Here is a 21,258-nt window from a genome sequence, read left to right as displayed (position 1 = left end):
ACTGATCGTCTCCTTTAAATTGAACATTAATTAGTTACTGTTTCTGATTGTTTTTGGAAGGACATTAAACCGTCCGCAATTTTGACCCCTTTGCCTTCACTGAAGACCATAATTGGGTTTAAGTCTGCTTCTAATAATTCATCTTCTAAACTAGCAATGAACTCACTGAATCTAGCAATCACGTTGCTTAATTCTTCAATATCGCTTGCAGGTTTGCCGCGATAGCCTGTTAAAATTTTTCCTGCCTTTAATTCACCAAGCATTTCTTTTGCTTCGGCTGGTGAAACAGGCGCTTTTCGCATTGAAATGTCTTGTAATACTTCGATATAAATACCGCCAAGACCAACAATAACCATTTGCCCAAAAATCGGGTCCTTTTTAGCGCCAACAAACAATTCAACGAACTCGTCTTTAACCATTTCTTGAACTAATATTCCTTCGAAAGTCGCGTCTTCTGTTTGGTCAATAATGGTTTTTAATTTAGTAAAGGTTGCTTTGACCTCTTCATCTGATTGAATATTTAAAGAAACAAGTCCTCGGTCTGTTTTATGTAGGATTTGTGGTGACATCCCTTTTAAAACAACTGGATAGCCGATTGTTTGTGCATAGCGAACCGCTTCTTCTTCGGTTTTCGCTAAATATTCTTCGGTTACTGGTAGTTTAAATTGTTGAAGCAGTTGCTTACTGCCATACTCCGTTAAAATCGGGTCTAATCCGCTTAAATCTATTGAAAATTCCGTTAACTTTTGAGATTCTTGTTTATTTTCTGCTTGTGCAAAGTAGCGTACAGCTTTTAAAGCGGTTACAGCTCTTGTAGGATCTTGTAAAACAAATACATCCGCATCTCGGAATGCTTGTGTTGATTCAGGACTATTAATCGTCACCGTCACTTGCGCAATATGAGGGTAACGCTCTTTCATGATTTTTAACGTTTGGATTCGATCATGAATGGAATCATGTTTTAACCCTGCAAATCCTAAGAAGATAACCCCAGCATCATATTGACCACTTGCAAAAACAGCGTCCATAAAGTCTTCCAACAGTGTTGGGATATAGGAAATTTGTGCCGTTGTATCAATTGGATTTTGTGTGCCAGCGATAGGTAATATTTGTTTTAATCGATCTTTTACATCGGATGGTGTTTCAGGTAACGTGAATCCATTTTCAGCTAGTTGGTCAGCTAATAAAATCCCAACCCCTCCTGAAACAGTGAATACTGCTACACGATTTCCTTCAATTCTTGGAAGATGTGAAGCCGCATACATCACATCTAAAAACTCATCGATAGTTTCAGCACGGAATACACCGCTTTGGTTGAAGATCGTATCAAACACTTTATCTGCTCCAACGATCGAGCCAGTGTGTGACATCGCAGCTTTCATGCCGACTTCTGTTTTACCTACTTTTAACATGACAATTGGTTTATTATTTTTTCGTGCTAACTCAAATGCACGGAGTAATTTTTGTCCATCCTTTACGCCTTCAATATAGCAAGCGATTACATTTGTATCTGGATCGTGAGCTAAAAACTCAATACAATCCGCCACATCGATATCAGCTTCATTTCCAGTTGCAACAAAGTAACTAAAACCAATTTTTTGTTGGCGAGCTAAAGTAAAGACGTGGGAACCGAAAGCACCACTTTGACTGACAAAGCCAATATTACTGTGTAGTGGTTGTTCTTCTTCAATAATAGTTGAGAAGGTACCGTAAAAGCCTTTTTCTACATTGAAAAGACCTAAGCAGTTTGGTCCTAAAATACGAATATTATTTTCTTTTGCAATTTGATAGATTCGATCTTGTGCTTTTTTTCCTTCTCCGCCAATCTCTCCAAAACCAGCACTGAAAATGACAACCGATTTTACGCCTTGTGTGGCACATTTTTCTAATTGTTCAATAACAGCATTACCTGGTACGGCAATAATGGCTACATCAATTGATTGTTTAATAGAGAGGATATCTGGATAACACGTTAACCCATCAATTTCCTCATATTTTGGATTTACAGGATAAATTTCACCCTTATAGCCATAGCGCTTCATATAACTTAATGGGCGACCACCAATTTTTTTAGCATCAGGTGAGGCACCAATAATGGCTACGCTTTCGGGATTAAATAGTGCATGTAAATTACTCATTTCCATTCCCCCTTCCACGTTCTTAAATGGAACCAGTAAGTCCCTTTTTCTAAATAATTCAGTACACTGCTTATAAAGCAATTGCGGTGCCAATTCACAAAAAAGTAAAAGAAATAGATTAATATTTTTTTGAAAAGCCGATTGAAGGGGTAAGAATCAAGGGTTGGAAGGTCTTTTACAAATTTTGAATGGTATAAATAGGGGATATGTTGCACAGGAGGGAGAAAGTGTTTTATGGTGTTTCAAGTTTGAAACATTAAAAACCCATCCACTTTGCAAACGCAAAAAGGACGGGTTGTGAACGACTTTATAGGAAATGGATAATCATCCGTAACGATTCGCAGTTAAACCACCATCAATTACAAATTCAGATCCTGTAGAGTAACTAGAATCATCACTTGCCAGGAACAATACTAATTTCGTTACTTCTTCTGGTGAAGCACCACGTTTCATCGGAACATATGGTAAAAGTTTTTCAATAGACTCAATTGGCTTTTCATCATCTTTCATAACCATAGGTGTAAAAATTATCCCTGGATGAACGGAATTTACTCGAATGCCGGTATGAGCCATTTCAAGGGCAATCGATTTTGTCATGCCACGTACTGCAAATTTTGATGCGTCATAAGCAACGGATCCATCTTTACTTCCTAATAAACCTGCGATGGATGAAATGTTAACGATAGAACCGTTGTTAATTTTAAGCATGGATGGCAATACGGCTTTCATCCCTAAGAATATACTTACTTGATTAATATCAATGATTCTACGGTACTCTTCTTCTGTCATATCTAAAATGGATTTTTTATAACCGATTCCAGCATTATTTACTAATATATTGATAGGACCGAATGTGTTTTCCACTTCAGCAACGATTGACTCCCATTGCTCAAAGTTTCTTACATCATGTTCATAGAAAGAAGCATTAGGTCCAAGCTCTTCAGCGAGTTGCTGTCCTTCTTCTACTAAAATATCAGTAATTGCAACTTTTGCTCCTTCTTCAATAAATGCTTTGGCATGAGCTGCCCCTTGTCCACGAGCAGCACCTGTTATAATTGCAACTTTTCCATCTAATTTACCCATTGCTTTCACTCTCCCTCGTTTTTTCCCCAGAAAGACATCTCCCCCTAGATATCTTTGTTAAGGATGGTAGCACACATATGTTTATTCAACAATATGGAGGGAATAGAAAAGTTCGTATGAGTAGAAGGATTTGTTTGTAATTTATTGGAAAATACACCTTTGAAATGTTTCAGAAAAGGAATAGAGTGTTTCAATTTTAAAACACACTATTAATCTAACAAAATAGTGAAATGAAAGCGTAAGCAAAAAACGAAAAAGAAAAATGTGATTCGCCAATTCCCTTCAAATCTACAACTCTAATATTTTTTAAAGAAAAATTTTTAAATTTTCACTATATTTTGCTCGGTTGGTACGCTAATTGCTTTTTAAGAATCAAGTTCAAGTTAATGCGTGCTGCCTCATTAAATTGAACACGAAATTAAAAATTGGGGAGTTGGATTAAAATGACAAAAAACAAAGACATGACATTCGGTTTATTTTTCTTAAACTCAGTACCACCTAATAAAACGGACGCTGAAGAATTAAAAGATGGTTTAGAACAAATTAAAACAGCTGATGAATTAGGTTATGATTCAGTTTGGATCGCAGAACACAATGCACGTGCATATGGGGTAGTAAGTAATACAAGTGTTTATTTAGCAGCGGCAGCGGCAATTACAAAAAATATTAAATTAGCAACGGGTGTATCTCGTTTACCGTTACACCACCCATTAAAAGTAGCAGAAGAAATGAACTTAGTAGATATCATTAGTGATGGTCGTCTTTACCTAGGGGTAGGGAAAGGGTACGACAAATTAGAGTTCGATGCTTACAATATTGATTTCGATAGTCGTCATGATCGTTATCTAGAATCATTAGACATTTTAAAAGCTGCATTACAATCTGAGCGTGTTACATATTCTGGGCAGTTCTACAATATCGACAATATCCCAGTATATCCACGTCCAATTCAAAAAGATGGTCCACCAATCTTTGTAATGGTTTCTGGAAATGACGCATCGATGATTAACGCTGCGAAACAAGGTCACTCTTTCATGCTTGGTGGTATTAGCAATGAAGATACAAAACATAAAATTAAAATTTACCGTGAAGCTGCTTTAGCGTCTGGTTTAACTGAGGAATATGTTGAAAGCGCTATCGCTCGTTCTGGTAAGTTATTGTTCTGTTATGTGGCTGAAACAACTGAACAAGCACAAGAGGAATATCGTGCAGGCCTTGAATGGTATATGAATGAACGTGATAACCGTCCAACATTCGGTGTAATTGATCGTGAACGTAACGTGGATTATGAACGCTTCTTACAATCAGAGAATACGTTAGTTGGTTCTCCTGAAAAAGTAATTGAAGATATTAAGCGTTATAGAGAAGAAACAGGTTTAGACAATATTATCTTGTGGATGAATATCGGCGGACAACCTCAAAAGAATGTTTTAAAATCTATGAATCTATTCGCTGAAAAAGTAATTCCTTATTTCGAAGGAGCTAAAGTAGAACAATAATCAGTTAGACCAAAGACTTTGCACAAAGGGGATAAGTAAATGAAAAAACAAAAATATCTATTATTTTTACTAGTTTCATTATGTACTTTGGTACTGGTTGCTTGCGGCGGCGATAAAGCGAATAGTGGCGAGAAAGAAGTAAGTGGTGACTCGTCAGATTCTGGTGAAACTTATGAATTAAACGCAAACTTTTCTGCGTCTGCATCAAGTGACTTTATCAAACAAGTTGCAGAGCCTTGGGCAGAATACGTTGAAGAAAAATCAGAAGGTCGTATTAAAATTAACGTTTATTCTGGAGCGGCATTAGGGTCTTTAAGCTCTGGTTATGCGGATATCGAAGCTGGTGTATATGAAGTTGGTTTCATCATTCCAGGTTTACATTCCGATACAGACGCATTCCCAATGACCATCGGGGATATTCCATTCTTACTACAATCACCTGATATTGTACCGAAAGTATTAGGACCGTTCATTGAAAAATACGGTCAGATTTCTGAAGATGTAACTTACTTAGGGGTAACGTCTACAGATGCTTATCAAATTTTTGGTCAAGAGCCAATTAAATCTGTAAGCGATTTAAAAAATAAGAAGATTTCAGATAGTGTTGCAGGTCGTATTGAGTTACTTAAAACATTAAATGCGACACCAGTATCGATGTCTAACGCGGATCTTTATGAGTCGTTAGAACGTGGAATTACGGACTTTGCAGTTTACACAGGTGTAGGAGCAATTGGTTATAAATTTGATGAAGTAACAAAATGGATGACAAAAGTAGATATCGCAGTAAGTAATATGCCATTCTACATTAACACAGATGCCCTTGAGTCACTTCCTCAAGATTTACAAGATTTAATGCTTAACGACCTAGGTCCTAAATTCAATCAATTATGTACAGATATGTATACTGCAACAGCTACTAAAAACATTGGCACTTATGAAGAACATGTAGGTGCAAATGGCGGTGGCGTATATGTACCAACAGAAGCTGAGTTTGCTGAGTGGAAAGCACCAATTAAAAAGCAAATGGAAGATTGGGTAGCGGAAGCAAATAAACGAGGCTATGAAGGTCAAGCAATGATGGATTATTATGTGGAATTACTTGAATCTGCAGGTGTAGAAGTTCCTAAATAATACTCTCAAATGGCAAAAGTATGGTTTCATTTACTTTTGCCATCATTTTTATAAGGGGGGATAAAAATGTCACTATTTGACAAATTCACAGCAGGGTTCTCCAAGTTAGTTGCTTATCTTGGGTATATATCACTCGTTTTCATGATGGTTTTTGTAGGGGTAGCTGCGGTTGCACGTGCAATGCATCGCCCTATTATTGGAGATATTGAAATCGTTCAACTTGGGATGGTAGTGTTAATCGCTGGATCGCTAGCTTATACAGAATATCGAAATGCGCATGTATCCGTTGGTATTATTGTTGATAATTTTCCAGGTAAAGTTCAGAAAATTATTGATATTTTTTCACTTTGTTTAACAGTAATCTTTTGTGTTGTCGTTGCTTACGCATTCTATACAAAGTTTGACACACACAATGGCTCTGTCCTATTAGGGTACAAATTTTATCCACTAAAAACAATGTTAATTGTAGGTTTTATTGCATGGGCTTTAATGGCCATTCAAAAGATTATTGTTTTACTAAGAATGAAAGAATATATACCTTGGGAAGAAGAGTAGGGGGATGAATAAATGAGCATAGAAACAGTTGGTATTATAGTTATTTTAGCTGTGTTTATTTTAATGTTTTTACGTGTACCAATCGTGCTTTCGATGGCATTACCTGCTTTTATAGCCATCCTCTATTTGAAAAACGAAAAAGTACTATTTACAGCGATAGAAAGTGTTATTTGGGATCGAAGCTATAACTATACATTAAGTACAGTACCTCTGTTTGTATTAATGGGACAACTCCTATTTACAGCAGGGTTTACAGATGATTTATTTGATACATTCCGAAAATTTTTCGGGCGTATTCGTGGTGGTTTAGGATTTGCGACGATTGCAGCTTCAGCCGTATTCGCTTCCTCATCAGGTTCTAGTTTAGCGACAACGAGTACCATCGGATTAGTTTCATCAAAGGAAATGTTAAAATCAAATTATTCAAAAGTGTTAACAGGTGGTTCCATTGTAGCTGGGGGTACATTAGGTATTTTAATTCCTCCGAGTACAATGTTTATTATTTATGGGATGATTACAGAACAATCTATCGGAAAATTATTAATTGCTGGAATTGTACCAGGTATTTTATTATCTTTACTCTTTATCCTAACAATTTACGTTTGTATTAAAATTAAACCAGATTTAGTTGGGGATCAATTAGATGACCCTGTTAGTTGGAAAGAGAAGTTATCGTCTCTTAAAGTAAATATTTGGATTCTTTCTTTATTCGCAGTTGTAATGGGTGGAATTTATTTAGGTTTCTTCACTGCAACAGAAGCAGCTGGTGTCGGTGCATTAGGAGCGTTTATTATTGCACTTATTCGCCGAAAGTTAACAGTAAAATCATTTGGAGATGCGGTATTTGGTACAATTAAAACAACAGGCTTTATCTTTGCGATTGTAATGGGAGCCTTTTTATTAAACTATGTTTTAACTATTACACGCGTGCCAAACATATTAGCTGATTTCTTATTAGAAGCAAATTTATCACCTGGCGTGTTCTTCTTCCTAATGGTTGTTATGTATTTAATTTTAGGTGCTATTATGGATACATTAGCTATGGTTGTAGTAACAATTCCGATTTTATTACCAACATTAATTGCTTACGACTTTAACTTAATTTGGTTCGGGGTAATTATTGTACTTTTAGTTGAATTAGCATTAATTTCTCCACCAGTTGGAATGAACTGTTTCGTATTACGTGGAGTTGTGAAAGAGCTTGATTTAGGAAGTATCTTTAAAGGAGCAGTCATTTTTGCGATTCCGATCATTTCACTCATTGCCTTATTGTATTTCTTCCCAGATGTTGCAATATTTTTACCTGATTTAATAAAGGGTTAAGGATGGGATAAGTTTGAAAATTAATTCCGTAACAGAAGTTTTAGATATTAATAGTTTAGGAACGACGCTAATTCATGAGCATATGCGGACACGTTCTGAAGCGGTAGCCGTACAGTTTCCTCATTTATATAATGACGAAGAAGATTTTGAATTAGCGAAAATTCAAGTGCTCGGGGCTAAAAAACATGGGGTCCAAACGATTTTTGATCCGACCGTCATGGGCTTAGACCGAGATGTTCGATTGATGGAACGCATTTCAAAAGAAACGGGTGTACACATCATCGCAGCAACGGGCGTGTATACATTTAATGTATTACCGTCCCGTTTTGTGGCGAATGCTATCGACTTTTTAGCTGAACAATTTGTGCGCGATATCGAAGTGGGCGTCCAAAATACATCCATAAAAGCAAGCTTTCTAAAAGCGGCAACGGATGCACAAGGGGTAACACCGGATGTGGAAAAAGTGTTGCGAGCAGTGGCACGTGCGCACCTACAAACGGGCGTGCCAATAATGACTCACTCCCACCCAGCAACGGAAACCGGGTTAAGCCAAATTGAGATTTTTAAAGAAGAAGGGGTCGACCTTACAAAGGTGTTAATCGGACATTGCGGTGATACGGATAATGTAGACTATATTGAAAGAGTCCTAGATTATGGCGTATTTATAGGAATGGATCGATACGGCCTTTCGAAAGTCTTATCAACGGAAAAACGAAATGAAACGGTTGTACAACTATTGAATAAGGGTTATGAGAAACGCATGTTTTTATCTCAAGATTATTGTTGTACAACGGATATATATCGCCCAAATCATAAGAAGAAAGACGTCCACCCAGATTGGTCCATGACGTATTTATTTGAAACGGTGTTACCACTTTTACGGGAAAATGGCGTAACAGAAGACCAAATTCAGACGATGATGGTCGACAATGTGAAACGGTGGTTTGGTGCAACAGTATAGTGTGCTAGAGAGGAAGAGAATAATCTCCTCTCATTTTTATTTTTGCAAAAAAATAAATTATTAAAATATTTGAGTTGTTTTAAGGTATTTGAGATTGGTAAAGTAATAGAAAATACTCTTGATAGAAAGAAGGGATGTCTATGTTAAAATTACTAGTTTCTGGATCTTACCCGCTTATGGACTTTATAAAAGATGAAATTCATAAACGGAGAGAAAGTGTTCAAAATTTAACAATTCAAGAAATTGACTCGAAACACATTTTAAATCATCCACATTATATAAATAATGATGACGTGTTAATTTGTGGGATGGTATTAGCAGAACGATTAAGAGCGTTAAATGTTCGAGGACATCTCGTCCCATTAAGAGTGCAAACACAAGATTTCATTAAAGCATTAGCAGAAGCAGCTAAATTTTCGAAAAAAGTTATTATTGTCAATTACTATAAAGAATTTATCAATGAAGATACATATTTGAAAGATGAGGGACTAAAAAGCTTATTAGGGCTTGAAATTAAACAATTTGCTTATAAATCAGCCGAACATGCGGAAGAAGTCGTGAAAAAGTTAAGTGAAGATACGCAAAACGTTATTATTGGGTCTGGGCTGATTGTAAATTTAGCGAGAAAATACGGGTTGCACAGCGTATTATGGTACGACAAAGAAACAATTCAGCTTTCTGTAGATATTGCATTTGATATTTTAAGAGCGAAAGTACTTGAACGAAGCAATCATCAACGACAAAGCATCGTGATGGAGAACTTTCATGAGGGCATTATCAGTTTGAATCGAATGAACCGAATCATTAATATCAATCAAGCAGCGATTAACATATTAGAATTAGATAAAGAGAAAAACTACGAATCGATGTTTATCTCGGATGCTTTAAATAAAAGTGAATTTTTAAATGAGATATTGTCTCCGAAAGAAGTAACAGATGGGATTTTAAAGTATAAAAATAAAACATTAATTATGGACAAGCATTTAGTCTATGTGAATAATAGTTTGCTTGATGGGAATGTCATTTTATTCTCGGATGTAGAAACCTTACAACAAAAGGAAAATAAAGTCCGCCGTAAATTAAATAAGAAAGATGAACGAGCAAAATATACGTTTAAGGACATTATTGGGCAAAGTGAATCGGTGCTGAAGGCAAAATTAAAAGCACAAAAATTTGCGATGTCAGATGGGAATGTATTGATTCTAGGGGAATCGGGTACAGGGAAAGAGTTATTTGCCCAAAGTATTCACAATGCAAGTAAACGCGCGAACCAGCCCTTTGTTGCCGTAAACTGTGCAGCGATTCCAGAAAACTTGTTAGAAAGTGAATTCTTTGGTTATAGTGACGGTGCTTTTACAGGAGCTTTAAAAGGTGGTAAACCAGGCCTATTTGAAGTAGCTCATAATGGGACGATTTTTTTAGACGAAATTGGGGAATTGCCTTTAAGTATGCAGGCTAAGCTTCTACGGGTACTTCAAGAGAAAAACGTACGAAGAGTAGGGAGTGCTTCCGCCATTCCGATTGATGTGCGGGTTATTTCTGCAACAAACGTCAATTTAATGCAGGGAGTGAAATCAGGAGAATTCAGAAGTGATTTATATTACCGAATTGCCATTTTAAATTTATTCTTACCGACTTTAAATCAGCGCAAAGATGATATTGGGTTATTGGTGAAGAATTTTACAATCAATCATTATCCGAGTCTTTATCCGGTTATTGAAATATATGAGGATGCCTTGTTGCCGTTATTAAAAGAACACGTATGGGAAGGAAACGTTCGTGAATTTGAAAATACGATGGAACGATTATTTGCGTATATTGGTGGGGATTCGGACATCGAAAAAGAAGTGATTGTCGGCTATTTAGAGGAATCTCTGCAAGAAAATCATTACTTATTAAACCAAGCGAATTCCGTAAATGAAACTTTCCAACAAACAATGAAAGATATCGAACTATCTAAGATTTATGAAGTATTGGAAAAGACCAATGGAAACAAGCAACAGGCCGCTAAAATTTTAGGAATCAGTCGCAGTACACTGTGGCGAAAGATTAATGAAGCGACTTCCAATTAGACGATTTTTGGCTGAAAAAAAGCACCCCCACTTCAAAGCTAGATAGTGGAGATGCTTTGAAACTATTAAATTGATAAGGCAAAGGAACCTAATTTTACTTCTAAGTATTCATCGATGCCATGGCCACCCTCGCTGCCTAATCCACTTGCTTTCCAGCCACCGAATGGAGCTTGAACAGTGAATGGGGCTGCATCATTGATTCCAATAATGCCGTATTCTAACGCTTCAAACACGCGATGAGAACGAGATAAATCATTTGTGTAGAAATACGCTGCAAGTCCATAAATTGTGTTATTCGCACGTTCTAGGACCTCTTCTTCAGTCTTGAATTTCAACACCGGTGCAATTGGTCCGAATGTTTCTTCTTGCGTAATGACCATCGAATCGTTCACATTGCATAACACAGTTGGTTCAAAGAAATAGCCTTTTTGTAGCTCTGGATCTTCAGGGCGCTTTCCACCACAAATTAGGGAAGCGCCTTTTTGTAATGCGTCTTCTACTTGCTCTTCCATCTTGGCTACTGCACTTTTATTAATCAGTGGACCAATACGATTTGCTGGATCTAAGCCATTACCGAATCGTAATTGTTTCACTTTTTCAGCGTATTTCTCAACAAACGTATCATAAATCGCTTCTTGGACATAAATGCGATTCGAACAAACGCATTGTTGACCAGATGAAGCAAATTTTGTTGTGATGGCACCTTCTACCGCTAAATCGATATCCGCATCTTCAAAGACGATAAATGGTGCGTGACCACCTAATTCCATCGATACTTTCTTCACGGTATCAGCAGATTTTTTCAATAATTCAATACCCACTTCTGTAGAGCCGGTAAAGGAGATTTTGCGAACATCTGGACTTTCTAACCAAACATTTGTAATTTCATCTGCAGCGCCAATGACTAAATTACATACGCCTGCTGGTAAACCACATTCATCGAAAATTTTCATTAATTCGATGGCGCTTAAAGGAGCTTGGTTCGATGGGCGTACTAAACACGTACAGCCAGCTGCCAATGCTGGACCTAGTTTACGACTTAACATTTGTAATGGGAAATTCCAAGGTGTAATTGCGGCGATTACACCAACTGGTTGTTTAATAGATAATAATCTTTTTTGTGAATGAGAACTTGGAATTTGTTCACCATAAATTCGTCTTGCTTCTTCCGCAAACCATTTGAAATACGAAGCAGAACTTTCCACTTCATACTGGGCATTGACGAAAGGTTTACCCATTTCTACTGTAATTAGGTGGGCAAGGCGTTCTTTTTCTTCCAGTAATCGATGGGCGATTTTCTCTAAAATTTGTGCCCGTTCTAGACCAATTGTTTTCGACCATGTTTTAAATGCCTTTTTAGCAGATTCAACCGCTTTGATAGCATCTTCTTTTGACCCTTTACTAACTTTTTCTACAACCTCTTGAGTTGCTGGATTCACGACAGTTATGACTTCCTTTGTTTGAATCCAATGTCCATCAATATACATAAATGCCCTCCTTTAAATCAAATTCATCTGGTGTTGCAGCTTAAGAAACTTTCACTTTTTGGAATTCTTCAATTAAGATTGGTACTACTTCAAACAAATCGCCAACAATGCCGTAGTCTGCAATAGAGAAGATATTGGCTTCTGGGTCTTTGTTGATGGCAACGATCACTTTTGAGTTAGACATCCCTGCAATGTGTTGAATTGCTCCAGAAATTCCACACGCGATATATAAATCAGGTGTTACAACTTTACCTGTTTGCCCGATTTGTAGGGCGTAGTCACAATAACCAGCATCACATGCGCCACGAGATGCACCAACTGCACCGCCAACCGCATTCGCTAATTTTTGTAATAACTCAAAGCCTTCTTTACCTTTTACGCCACGTCCACCAGAAACGATGATATTTGCTTCTGATAAATCAACGCCTGTAGAAGCTTTTCGTAAAATTTCCCGAATTTGAACACGAACATCAGTAAACTCTACGTTTTCAACTGCTACTTCACCTGAACGCGATGTGTTTTTCTCAAGTGCTGAGAAGTTGTTTGGACGTACTGTAACAAGAACTGTTTCCGTTTTTGAAATCGCTTTTTCAAAGGCTTTACCTGAATAAATAGGACGAATGAATTTTGCGTCATCGTCTTGTCCTTCAATCTTCACTACATCAGAAACTAAGCCAGCCTGTAATCGAGCTGCTAAACGTGGTGCCACATCTTTTCCTAATGATGTGTGACCTAGAATAATGCCTGTTGGTTGTTCAGCTTGAATTACATTTAAGATGACTTTGGCTGCGACTTCAGCCGTTAGTTCTTGGTTAGGACCTTGTAATAGAATGGCACGATCTGCTCCGTACTGAATCATGTCCGTTGCTGCAGCTTCATCTGCATTGATTAGTACCGCTACAACTTCACTAGATGGTTGCCATTGTTTTGCCGCTGTGATGGCTTCGAAGGAAACATTTCTTAATACGTTATTTCTTAATTCACCAACTACAATAATTTTGCTCATATCTGTTATTCCCCCTATAATACTTTTGCTTCTGTGCGTAAAAGATTTACTAATTCTTCTACTTGTTGTGGGATTTCACCAGCTAAAATACGTCCTGCTGGTTTTGCTTCAGGTAAAAAGACATCCAATGTTTCAACATGGCTTTCTACCTCGATATCTAGATCATCTAATTCAAGCTCTTCAATCGGCTTTTTCTTCGCTTTCATAATACCTGGTAAAGATGGGTAACGAGGTTCATTTAACCCTTGTTGACAAGTCACAAGTACTGGTAAAGCGACTTCAACGATTTCTTTATCGCCTTCTACATCACGTTCAATCTTTGCTTTTGTTCCATCGATTTTAAGGTTTGTAATCGATGTGATCGCACTTATGTTAAGTAATTCCGCTAATAATGGACCCACTTGACCAGAGCCACCATCAATCGCCATGTTACCAGCTAGAATAAGAGATGGTTCTTTATCTTTTAAATAACTTGCTAGGATGTTGGCAGTTGTCCATGCATCGCCTTCATCTAAATCTTCGTCATTGATTAATACCGCCTCATCAGCACCCATCGCTAATGCAGTACGAAGTTGTTTATTCGTTTCTTCATCTCCAAGGGTTACAACCGTTACCTTTCCACCGTGTTGGTCTCTTTGAAGGATCGCTTCTTCGATGGCATATTCATCATATGGATTGATAATATATTCAACGGCATCATCTTGGATGGCTCCGTTTTTAATGACAATTTTTTCTTCTGTATCAAAAGTTCTTTTTAATAACACAAAGATATTCATGGAAATCCTCCTATACTTGTAAATTTTCTATGATTGTTGTAATACCTAATCCACCGGCAATACATAATGTAACTAAGCCATACTTTTCACCACGTCGTTCCAATTCGTGAAGGAGTTTCGTCATTAAAATCGCTCCTGTTGCCCCGATTGGATGACCTAATGCGATCGCGCCACCATTCACATTGATTTTTTCGAGTGGGATATCCCATTCACGAATAACCGCTAATGATTGAGCCGCAAAGGCTTCATTTAACTCAATTAAGCCAATATCTTTAATCGAAAGGCCTGCGATTTTTAACGCTTTCGCTGTTGCTGGAACAGGACCAATGCCCATAATTTCAGGTGAGACCCCTGCAGCAGCTTGCGCGATAATGCGCGCTTTTGGTTTTAACCCGTGTTGTAGAGCCGCTTCTTCCGAAGCGATTAATAGGGCAGAAGCGCCATCATTACGTCCACTACTGTTACCAGCAGTAACAGTTCCACCTTTTCTAAATACAGCTTTTAATTTGGCTAAGTCTTCTAATGAAGAAAGTCTTGGATGTTCGTCTGTATTAAAGATGACACTTGATTTTCGACTTTTAACTTCGATATCTACAATCTCAGAAGAGAAACGACCACTTGAAATCGCTTCATGAGCTAATTGCTGACTACGTAATGCAAATTCATCTTGCTCTTCGCGAGAAATGTTATATTTCTCCGCTAGATTCTCTGCGGTTTCACCCATTGTAAAGCTGCCATATTGCTCAATTGGTTGGGATCTTGGTTGGCTTTCTGTGTTTGGATCTAATAACAAGCCATTTCCTGCACCTAAACCATAGCGTGCGCCACGCATGTAATAAGGAGCAGTACTCATGCTTTCAACGCCACCAGCCACGATGAAATTTGACAATCCCGTTTGGATTTGTTGTGCCGCATTATTGATAGCTTGTAACCCTGATCCACATTGACGATGAACTGTGTAAGAAGGGATTTCAATCGGTAACTGTGCACGTAAAGAAGCAAGGCGTGCTACGTTTGGCGTATCAGTACTTTGTTTTGCTTGACCAAGAATGACTTCGTCAATCAACTGAGGGTCCAGTTGAGTACGGTTTAATACTTCCGTGATCGTAGCAGCACCAAGGTAATCGGCCTCTACTGTTTTTAAACTTCCACCTAATTTTCCAATCGCCGTACGAACGGAATCTATAATAACTGCGTGTTGCATATGCTCACCTCTTATTTGTTGTAGTTATAAAAACCTTGACCAGATTTTCTGCCTAAACGTCCAGCTTTTACATATTTAATCAGTAATGGACATGGTCGATATTTTTCACCAAGTGTTTCATATAAATATTGCATGTTGCGTAATCGGGAATCTAAACCAACTAAATCCGCTAATTCCAGTGGACCCATCGGGTGATTTAACCCTAATTTCAACGCTTTATCAATGTCTTCAGCTGATGCCACGCCTTCCATTAACATGTTCATAGCTTCATTTCCAATTAAACAGTTCATTCGACTTGTCACAAACCCAGGGAATTCGTTCACTTCGACTACTTCTTTGCCCATTTGAAGCGCTGCTTGTTTTACTGATTCGTACGTTTCATCTGATGTATCTAATCCACGAACGATTTCAACTAACTTCATGCGAGGAACAGGATTGAAGAAGTGCATCGCAATGGTTTGATGGGCACGTTTTGTTTGTGCGCCAATTTCCGTTGGGCTCATTGTCGATGTATTCGTCGCTAGAATCGTATGGGATGGACAAATTTCATCTAATCGCTTAAACACGTCTATTTTTAATGCCATATCTTCTAGTACGGCTTCAATGACTAAATCAGCATTTGTACCGGCTTCTTCTAAACTTGTTGTATAGGAAATGCGTTCTAATAGTTCACGGTCTGTTTCCTCCGCAAAGCCTTTTTGAATGGATTTGTTTAAATCAGCTTGCATTTGAGTCTGTGCATTTTGTAATGCGCTTTCATTAATGTCTTGTAAAATTACGTCAAAGTTATGTAAAGCTGCCGTATAAGCAATTCCACGCCCCATAACCCCAGCACCAATCACTGCGATTTTTTTCATTCGAAATCCTCCAATTTATCTCAATATTGTTTCAGTGTGTTTTATTTTGAAACAGTGTTTCATGTGTTACTTTCCTGCAAAGGTTGCCTGTCTTTTCTCTAAGAAAGCTGTTGTGCCTTCATATTTATCTTCACTGCCAAATAACACGGCCTGTGCAAGTTTTTCGAGCATAAGTGCAGAAGTTAAATCACTGTCATACCCTTGATGAACCACGGTTTTCGCTAGACGAACGGCAAGTGGACCTTTTGCGACAATTTTTTCTACATACGCTTGTACTTCTTCATGTAATTGGTCGTGTGGAACCACTTTAGACACTAAGCCAATTTGTTCAGCTTTATAGGCATCAAGGATTTCACCCGTTAAAATCATTTCTAATGCTTTTCCTTTTCCGACAATGCGTGATAGGCGTTGCGTACCACCGCCACCTGGGATAATAGCTAAATTTAATTCTGGTAAGCCAAACTTCCCTCGGTCAGAAGAAATGCGAATATCACAAGCTAGCGCTAGCTCACAACCGCCACCTAGTGCGAAGCCATTCACTGCCGCAATAACGATTTTGCTACTTTGTTCTATTTTTCGGCATGTCCCTTGAAGCCCTGGTTCTAAAGCGTCAAGGGGCGTGCGTTGTTGTAATTGTTTAATATCTGCTCCAGCTGCAAAGGATTTATCTCCAGCCCCTGTTAAAATGACCACCGAAATCGTCGGATCTTGTTCGAATAGCTCTATGGCTTGACTGATTTCACCATAAGTCGTTGCATCCAACGCATTTCGTACTTCTGGTCGGTTAATCGTAATTTTTGCAATATGAGCATTTTTTTCTATTAATAAATTTGTAAATTCCAACTCTATCACCCCTATATAATTAGAAAAGCAATTCACGTGCCAAATGATTGATTAATAGACTGATTCCGTACTAAAACGTTCCAATTGCTCGGACAGTCCTTTATTTCCGAACTTTAATTTTTCCTTTGAAGTGTAAGCTGTTACCCAATGAAGGAAGTACAGGATACGTTTACGTCTTCCTACGATTTCAGTAGAACCATTGTCTGAAAACCATTTGTCAATCGTGTTGTAAACACCTCGATTGATGCCATATCTCGTTTCACAATGACGGGCAAAATCTAAGTCTGGCAAGTGAATCACATTGTGTTGTATGTGCATTGTAAAGTTCGAGATGGTAATTTTAGATTCTTCAAAATGACTTTTCGCAATCTGGCAATCTTTTTTTAACTGCGCTTTTAGTTCTTCAAGGCTTTTAAACTTCTTTTCGTTTCGAATGAAACTAATAATTTCAACACCCAACTTTTCTCCATAAATGTCTTCGTTAAAATCAAAAATAAAGACTTCAAAGGTTTTTTTCGGTTTTTCTTGTTCGATGGTTGGTTTATAACCAATATTCATAATCCCTTTGTAATGCTGCTGATTGTAGGTAACGTATACGCTATACACACCGTTTAATGAAGGAAAGCACGCAGATTGAATATCTAAATTTGCTGTAGGATATCCGATGGTGCGACCTAATTGATTCCCCCTTACAACAAAACCTTCAAAAGTTGATAATGTACGACTTACAGTATTTGGCATAGACAAGTCCCCCCACTTGTTTTTATTTTTAATCAAGCAAGTTTTATGCCAAAGTCTGAATTTTTTGATAAAAAAGTTTGATAATTTTATCGAATAACAAAAAAGGGAAAAAGAGAGCGATTCTGTTCAATCGAGGAGGATACGATAAATTTGGTTTAACCATGTCGCAGCAATTGTCACAAACACTGACGACAGAACTTATTCAGCACTTAGAAGTTACAGTTTTCGGAAGAGGAATTAAAAAGCTATATTTATGAAAATCCGTTACATTAATGTGCTTGATCATGACATCCAATCCATTAAAAATGTGATCGACTATTCGTTATATCAATTTTTTAGACTTAATGAAAAAGCTCATAAAACGGCCCTTTATAATACATAGTGAGTAAATATGGGATGTGAAAATCATATAATAACTATATAAAAATTATATAATAACTATATAGTTGGGTGAAATCTGAATCTAATATGTTCCTAAATCAACGAAATTGAAGTGTTATAGCTGCATAGCATGTATAGCGTATACGCCTGTTCTGTATTATTGTCTTTTTATGCTTCTTTCGTCGGGAGTTCTTTGGCGATGAGGAGTAACAGATGTAATTTTCTAAGAGTTTCAATTCGTCGAAGTGCTATCGTAGAATGAAGAATCAAAGCGATGGGCGATATTTCCATTGACAGTCAAGTTCAATTGGGGAATTAGTCGAGGTCGGATGGCATATGGATGGCAAAACTTTTTAAAGGAATCGATTTAGCAGGTAGTTATGGGATACTTGTAAAGTCTGGTGTTATAACTGTTATAACAAGAAAAGCAGCGTCAATGAAGTGACCCCTAAAAGTTAGACACGGTTATTTCATTTAGGCAGCGGTTTGGGCATGAGTTCGATATTGAATCGGACTCATGCCTTTCAATTTTGCCTTAATACGTTTCGTGTTGTAATACGTTATATAGTTTTCAAGTTCCAATTTAAACTGCTCGACACTTTCAAATTCTTTTAAGTAAAGAAATTCAGATTTCATGATTCCGAAGAAATTTTCCATCACCGAGTTGTCATAACAGTTTCCTTTACGTGACATACTTTGCACAATCCCTCTCGATTCTAGGGTGTGGCGATATTGTTTCATTTGATAATGCCAGCCTTGATCCGAATGCATGAGTAGCTGATGTTCTGCTGGCAATCTTTCTAAAGCCTTTTCTAACATTTCGGCAACCAATGAATACGTTGGTCTAGAGCCAATCGTATAGGTAATAATCTCTCCGTTAAACAAGTCTAAAACAGGTGATAAATATAGCTTCTCGCCAAACAACTTAAACTCCGTAATATCCGTTACCCACTTCTCGTTCGGTACTTCTGCTGTAAAATTGCGGTCTAAACTATTAGGTGCGATTTTGCCAACCGCCCCTTTATAAGACTTATATTTTTTCATTCGCACGACGCATTTTAAACCAAGTTCTTTCATAATACGTTGAACCTTTTTATGATTCACTTTCTGACTACGATTCGCCAACTCATCTCGAATACGACGATACCCATAACGGCCCTCGTGTTCGTTATAGATTGCTTGAATTTCAGCTTTCAACTCGGCATCGGGATCTGCTCGATTCATCTTCTTTACTAAATCATAGTACGTGCTACGTGGAATTTGTGCGAATGCCACAAGCGCCTTCACCGAGTATTTATGCCTTAATTCATAGATGACCTTTACTTTGTCTTCTTTGGTGATTTTTCCTTGGCTTGAACTAAGGCGTTCAACTTTTTTAAATACTCGTTTTCCATACGTAGACGATTGATTTCTGCTTGAAGTGCTTCAGGTGAACCTTCTACTGGTGTTTGTTTTTCATGGATGGACGCCCCTTTGATTTTGGCTCAAGGGCATCTAAGCCACCGTACTCCATTTGTCTTTGCCAATTATACACCATCGTATAACTAGGAATTTTAAAAAGAGCTGCTGTATCCATTAGTGATGCGCCAGATTGAACCATGTAATTAAGTACATCTAGTTTAAATGGTACGGGATAATTTGTATAGAAATTCTTAAACGCTTCTTCACCATGCAATTCATATAACTTCAACCAAAATTGAAATTGTGCTCTTGTAACACCCACCTGTGACGCATATTCTTTTTGTGAAATCATATGTGGATTAAACCCCTGAACTATAGCTAACTTGATATCACTAGTAAATTTAGTCATAAAAAAACTACACCTCCAATTGTTAGATTGTGTCTAACAATTGGGGTGCAGTTCACAATAGCTGCTTTTTTGGGTTTTTCATGGGGATGAGCAATTTGTTTTATGGTAAATTTTCGATTAACGTACGTACCGCATTGGCGGAATAGTGCAATGCTTCTTGTTCATTCGGTGTCAGATCAAGTTCGATAATGTTTTCAATGCCTTGCCCTCCTAGAACGGTTGGGACGCCCAGACAGATGCCGTTATAGCCATAAGCACCTTCGAGATAGGCGACGCTGGGGACGATTCGTTTTTGGTCGAGGATAATGATTTCGGCCATTTTGGCAAGGGCAGCAGCAGGGGCATAATACGCACTTCCTGTCCCAAGAAGGCTAACGATTTCGCCTCCTCCTTTTCTTGTTCGTTCCACAATGGCCTCGAGTCGTGACGGGGGAATCACTTTCTCAATGGGAATCCCGCCGACATAGGAATAACGAACAAGTGGGACCATTTCGTCGCCATGTCCACCTAATACAAAACTTGATACATCCTCAATCGCAATGCCTAGTTCTTCAGCTACAAAGGTATTAAATCGTGCTGAATCGAGGATACCGGATTGTCCGATCACGCGATGTTTAGGAAAGCCTGTTTCTTGTAAACAAACATAGGTCATGACATCTACTGGATTACTGAGCACAATGACGATACTGTTTGGGGCGTATGTTTTAATCTGTTGTGCTACGTCTTTCATGATAGAAACGTTCATTGTGACAAGGTCATCTCGGCTCATGCCAGGCTTTCGTGGTAAACCAGCTGTGATAACGACTAAATCTGCTTGGTTCATCTCTCGATAATCGGAAGTACCAGTTATTTGTATATTTGCTCCTTCAATGGAGTTGCTTTGTAATAAATCAAGTGCTTTTCCTTTAGTAGGGCCTTCAGCACTTGGAATATCTATAACGACAATGTTTCCTAATTTTTTCTGAGCTAAGTAGAGCGCCGTGGTCATTCCGGTGTGGCCTGCTCCAATAATGGCGATTTTATTGCGTCGAAAGCTCATTTAATCTCACTCCTTTGTGTCGTCGTCCGTTGAAGAAGACGTCGATGTTTTCTTCCTTGTTCGTGGTGTAACTGGCTCCTTTTTCGCTTCAAACATCCGTGCTACTTCTTGATCTGGACGTGGAATCACATGAGCTGCTAGTAATTCACCTACACGACTAGCGGCATCTTTTCCTGCTTCAACCGCTGCATTAACCGCTCCCACATCCCCGGTGATGAGGATTGTCACAATGCCACCATCAATCATTTCTTGTTTTAAAATGGATACACCTGCTGCTTTGACCATTGCATCTGCGGCTTCAATGGATCCGACTAATCCTTTTGTTTCAATCATTCCCATAGCTTGTGTCATA

The 21,258-nt window shown here is 38.0% G+C and carries 17 protein-coding genes and 1 pseudogene; 6 read left to right on the top strand and 12 right to left on the bottom strand.

The features are described from left to right. Nucleotides 1-26: 26 nt before the first annotated feature. Nucleotides 27-2,138 (bottom strand): acetate--CoA ligase family protein, encoded by a 2,112-nt coding sequence (locus NKR20_RS18625; RefSeq protein WP_253428337.1) that lies wholly within the window; start codon nucleotides 2,136-2,138, stop codon nucleotides 27-29. Nucleotides 2,139-2,462: 324 nt separating this feature from the next. Next, a complete protein-coding gene (locus NKR20_RS18620) occupies nucleotides 2,463-3,221 on the bottom strand; it encodes an SDR family NAD(P)-dependent oxidoreductase (protein WP_253428336.1) in 759 nt (252 codons plus the stop codon). Nucleotides 3,222-3,664: 443 nt separating this feature from the next. Between NKR20_RS18620 and NKR20_RS18615 the strand changes: the two genes are divergently transcribed. The 6 genes from NKR20_RS18615 (at nucleotide 3,665) to NKR20_RS18590 (ending at nucleotide 10,762) form a co-directional block, all read left to right on the top strand. Continuing rightward, nucleotides 3,665-4,720, top strand: coding sequence for an LLM class flavin-dependent oxidoreductase (locus NKR20_RS18615; protein ID WP_253428333.1), 1,056 nt, complete (start codon nucleotides 3,665-3,667; stop codon nucleotides 4,718-4,720). A 39-nt stretch (nucleotides 4,721-4,759) separates the two neighbouring features. Next, nucleotides 4,760-5,851, top strand: coding sequence for a TRAP transporter substrate-binding protein DctP (gene dctP, locus NKR20_RS18610; RefSeq protein ID WP_253428331.1), 1,092 nt, complete (start codon nucleotides 4,760-4,762; stop codon nucleotides 5,849-5,851). Between the two features lie 66 nt (nucleotides 5,852-5,917). Then, a complete protein-coding gene (locus NKR20_RS18605; protein ID WP_253428329.1) occupies nucleotides 5,918-6,406 on the top strand; it encodes a TRAP transporter small permease in 489 nt (162 codons plus the stop codon). A gap of 12 nt (nucleotides 6,407-6,418) precedes the next feature. Continuing rightward, nucleotides 6,419-7,729 (top strand): TRAP transporter large permease, encoded by a 1,311-nt coding sequence (locus tag NKR20_RS18600; RefSeq protein WP_253428327.1) that lies wholly within the window; start codon nucleotides 6,419-6,421, stop codon nucleotides 7,727-7,729. Nucleotides 7,730-7,742: 13 nt separating this feature from the next. After that, nucleotides 7,743-8,690, top strand: a complete 948-nt coding sequence (locus tag NKR20_RS18595) for a phosphotriesterase family protein (protein ID WP_253428325.1) — start codon at nucleotides 7,743-7,745, stop codon at nucleotides 8,688-8,690. Between the two features lie 140 nt (nucleotides 8,691-8,830). Beyond that, the gene (locus NKR20_RS18590) at nucleotides 8,831-10,762 is read left to right on the top strand and encodes a sigma 54-interacting transcriptional regulator (protein ID WP_253428323.1); all 1,932 of its coding nucleotides are present in this window, start codon (nucleotides 8,831-8,833) and stop codon (nucleotides 10,760-10,762) included. 65 nt (nucleotides 10,763-10,827) lie between these two features. Here the strand turns inward: NKR20_RS18590 and NKR20_RS18585 are convergent, their stop codons facing one another. The 10 genes and pseudogenes from NKR20_RS18585 to NKR20_RS18540 all read right to left on the bottom strand — a co-directional run bounded on the left by NKR20_RS18585 (nucleotide 10,828) and on the right by NKR20_RS18540 (nucleotide 21,257). Beyond that, nucleotides 10,828-12,249 (bottom strand): NAD-dependent succinate-semialdehyde dehydrogenase, encoded by a 1,422-nt coding sequence (locus NKR20_RS18585; protein ID WP_253428321.1) that lies wholly within the window; start codon nucleotides 12,247-12,249, stop codon nucleotides 10,828-10,830. A 40-nt stretch (nucleotides 12,250-12,289) separates the two neighbouring features. Next, the gene (locus NKR20_RS18580; RefSeq protein WP_253428319.1) at nucleotides 12,290-13,255 is read right to left on the bottom strand and encodes an electron transfer flavoprotein subunit alpha/FixB family protein; all 966 of its coding nucleotides are present in this window, start codon (nucleotides 13,253-13,255) and stop codon (nucleotides 12,290-12,292) included. A gap of 14 nt (nucleotides 13,256-13,269) precedes the next feature. After that, nucleotides 13,270-14,031 (bottom strand): electron transfer flavoprotein subunit beta/FixA family protein, encoded by a 762-nt coding sequence (locus NKR20_RS18575; RefSeq protein ID WP_253428317.1) that lies wholly within the window; start codon nucleotides 14,029-14,031, stop codon nucleotides 13,270-13,272. Between the two features lie 10 nt (nucleotides 14,032-14,041). Continuing rightward, on the bottom strand, nucleotides 14,042-15,235 hold the full coding sequence (locus NKR20_RS18570) for a thiolase family protein (RefSeq protein ID WP_253428315.1): 1,194 nt from the start codon (nucleotides 15,233-15,235) through the stop codon (nucleotides 14,042-14,044). Between the two features lie 11 nt (nucleotides 15,236-15,246). Then, a complete protein-coding gene (locus tag NKR20_RS18565; RefSeq protein WP_253428314.1) occupies nucleotides 15,247-16,092 on the bottom strand; it encodes a 3-hydroxyacyl-CoA dehydrogenase family protein in 846 nt (281 codons plus the stop codon). A 66-nt stretch (nucleotides 16,093-16,158) separates the two neighbouring features. Further along, entirely contained in the window at nucleotides 16,159-16,944 is a 786-nt protein-coding gene (locus tag NKR20_RS18560) for an enoyl-CoA hydratase/isomerase family protein (RefSeq protein WP_366519786.1), read from the bottom strand. 42 nt (nucleotides 16,945-16,986) lie between these two features. Continuing rightward, nucleotides 16,987-17,676, bottom strand: coding sequence for a riboflavin kinase (locus NKR20_RS18555; protein WP_253428310.1), 690 nt, complete (start codon nucleotides 17,674-17,676; stop codon nucleotides 16,987-16,989). A gap of 855 nt (nucleotides 17,677-18,531) precedes the next feature. Further along, a pseudogene (locus NKR20_RS18550) lies at nucleotides 18,532-19,867 on the bottom strand (IS3 family transposase). A 100-nt stretch (nucleotides 19,868-19,967) separates the two neighbouring features. Continuing rightward, complete coding sequence (mdh, locus tag NKR20_RS18545) at nucleotides 19,968-20,906, bottom strand: malate dehydrogenase (protein ID WP_253428308.1); 939 nt, start codon at nucleotides 20,904-20,906, stop codon at nucleotides 19,968-19,970. Nucleotides 20,907-20,912: 6 nt separating this feature from the next. Beyond that, complete coding sequence (locus tag NKR20_RS18540) at nucleotides 20,913-21,257, bottom strand: BMC domain-containing protein (protein WP_253428306.1); 345 nt, start codon at nucleotides 21,255-21,257, stop codon at nucleotides 20,913-20,915. Between the last annotated feature and the right edge of the window lies 1 nt (nucleotide 21,258).

Source organism: Ureibacillus endophyticus (assembly GCF_024159215.1).
GTDB classification, from domain to species: domain Bacteria; phylum Bacillota; class Bacilli; order Bacillales_A; family Planococcaceae; genus Ureibacillus; species Ureibacillus endophyticus.
Note: the sequence above shows the minus strand (reverse complement) of the source record. Positions and strands in the feature narration are given on the sequence as shown.

Excerpts from the sequence above, each read along its gene's own strand:
- NKR20_RS18625 (WP_253428337.1), bottom strand. The coding sequence starts at position 2,138 with ATGAGTAATTTACATGCACTATTTAATCCCGAAAGCGTAGCCATTATT.
- NKR20_RS18620 (WP_253428336.1), bottom strand. The coding sequence starts at position 3,221 with ATGGGTAAATTAGATGGAAAAGTTGCAATTATAACAGGTGCTGCTCGT.
- NKR20_RS18615 (WP_253428333.1), top strand. The coding sequence starts at position 3,665 with ATGACAAAAAACAAAGACATGACATTCGGTTTATTTTTCTTAAACTCA.
- dctP (WP_253428331.1), top strand. The coding sequence starts at position 4,760 with ATGAAAAAACAAAAATATCTATTATTTTTACTAGTTTCATTATGTACT.
- NKR20_RS18605 (WP_253428329.1), top strand. The coding sequence starts at position 5,918 with ATGTCACTATTTGACAAATTCACAGCAGGGTTCTCCAAGTTAGTTGCT.
- NKR20_RS18600 (WP_253428327.1), top strand. The coding sequence starts at position 6,419 with ATGAGCATAGAAACAGTTGGTATTATAGTTATTTTAGCTGTGTTTATT.
- NKR20_RS18590 (WP_253428323.1), top strand. The coding sequence starts at position 8,831 with ATGTTAAAATTACTAGTTTCTGGATCTTACCCGCTTATGGACTTTATA.
- NKR20_RS18585 (WP_253428321.1), bottom strand. The coding sequence starts at position 12,249 with ATGTATATTGATGGACATTGGATTCAAACAAAGGAAGTCATAACTGTC.
- NKR20_RS18580 (WP_253428319.1), bottom strand. The coding sequence starts at position 13,255 with ATGAGCAAAATTATTGTAGTTGGTGAATTAAGAAATAACGTATTAAGA.
- NKR20_RS18575 (WP_253428317.1), bottom strand. The coding sequence starts at position 14,031 with ATGAATATCTTTGTGTTATTAAAAAGAACTTTTGATACAGAAGAAAAA.
- NKR20_RS18570 (WP_253428315.1), bottom strand. The coding sequence starts at position 15,235 with ATGCAACACGCAGTTATTATAGATTCCGTTCGTACGGCGATTGGAAAA.
- NKR20_RS18565 (WP_253428314.1), bottom strand. The coding sequence starts at position 16,092 with ATGAAAAAAATCGCAGTGATTGGTGCTGGGGTTATGGGGCGTGGAATT.
- NKR20_RS18555 (WP_253428310.1), bottom strand. The coding sequence starts at position 17,676 with ATGCCAAATACTGTAAGTCGTACATTATCAACTTTTGAAGGTTTTGTT.
- mdh (WP_253428308.1), bottom strand. The coding sequence starts at position 20,906 with ATGAGCTTTCGACGCAATAAAATCGCCATTATTGGAGCAGGCCACACC.
- NKR20_RS18540 (WP_253428306.1), bottom strand. The coding sequence starts at position 21,257 with ATGACACAAGCTATGGGAATGATTGAAACAAAAGGATTAGTCGGATCC.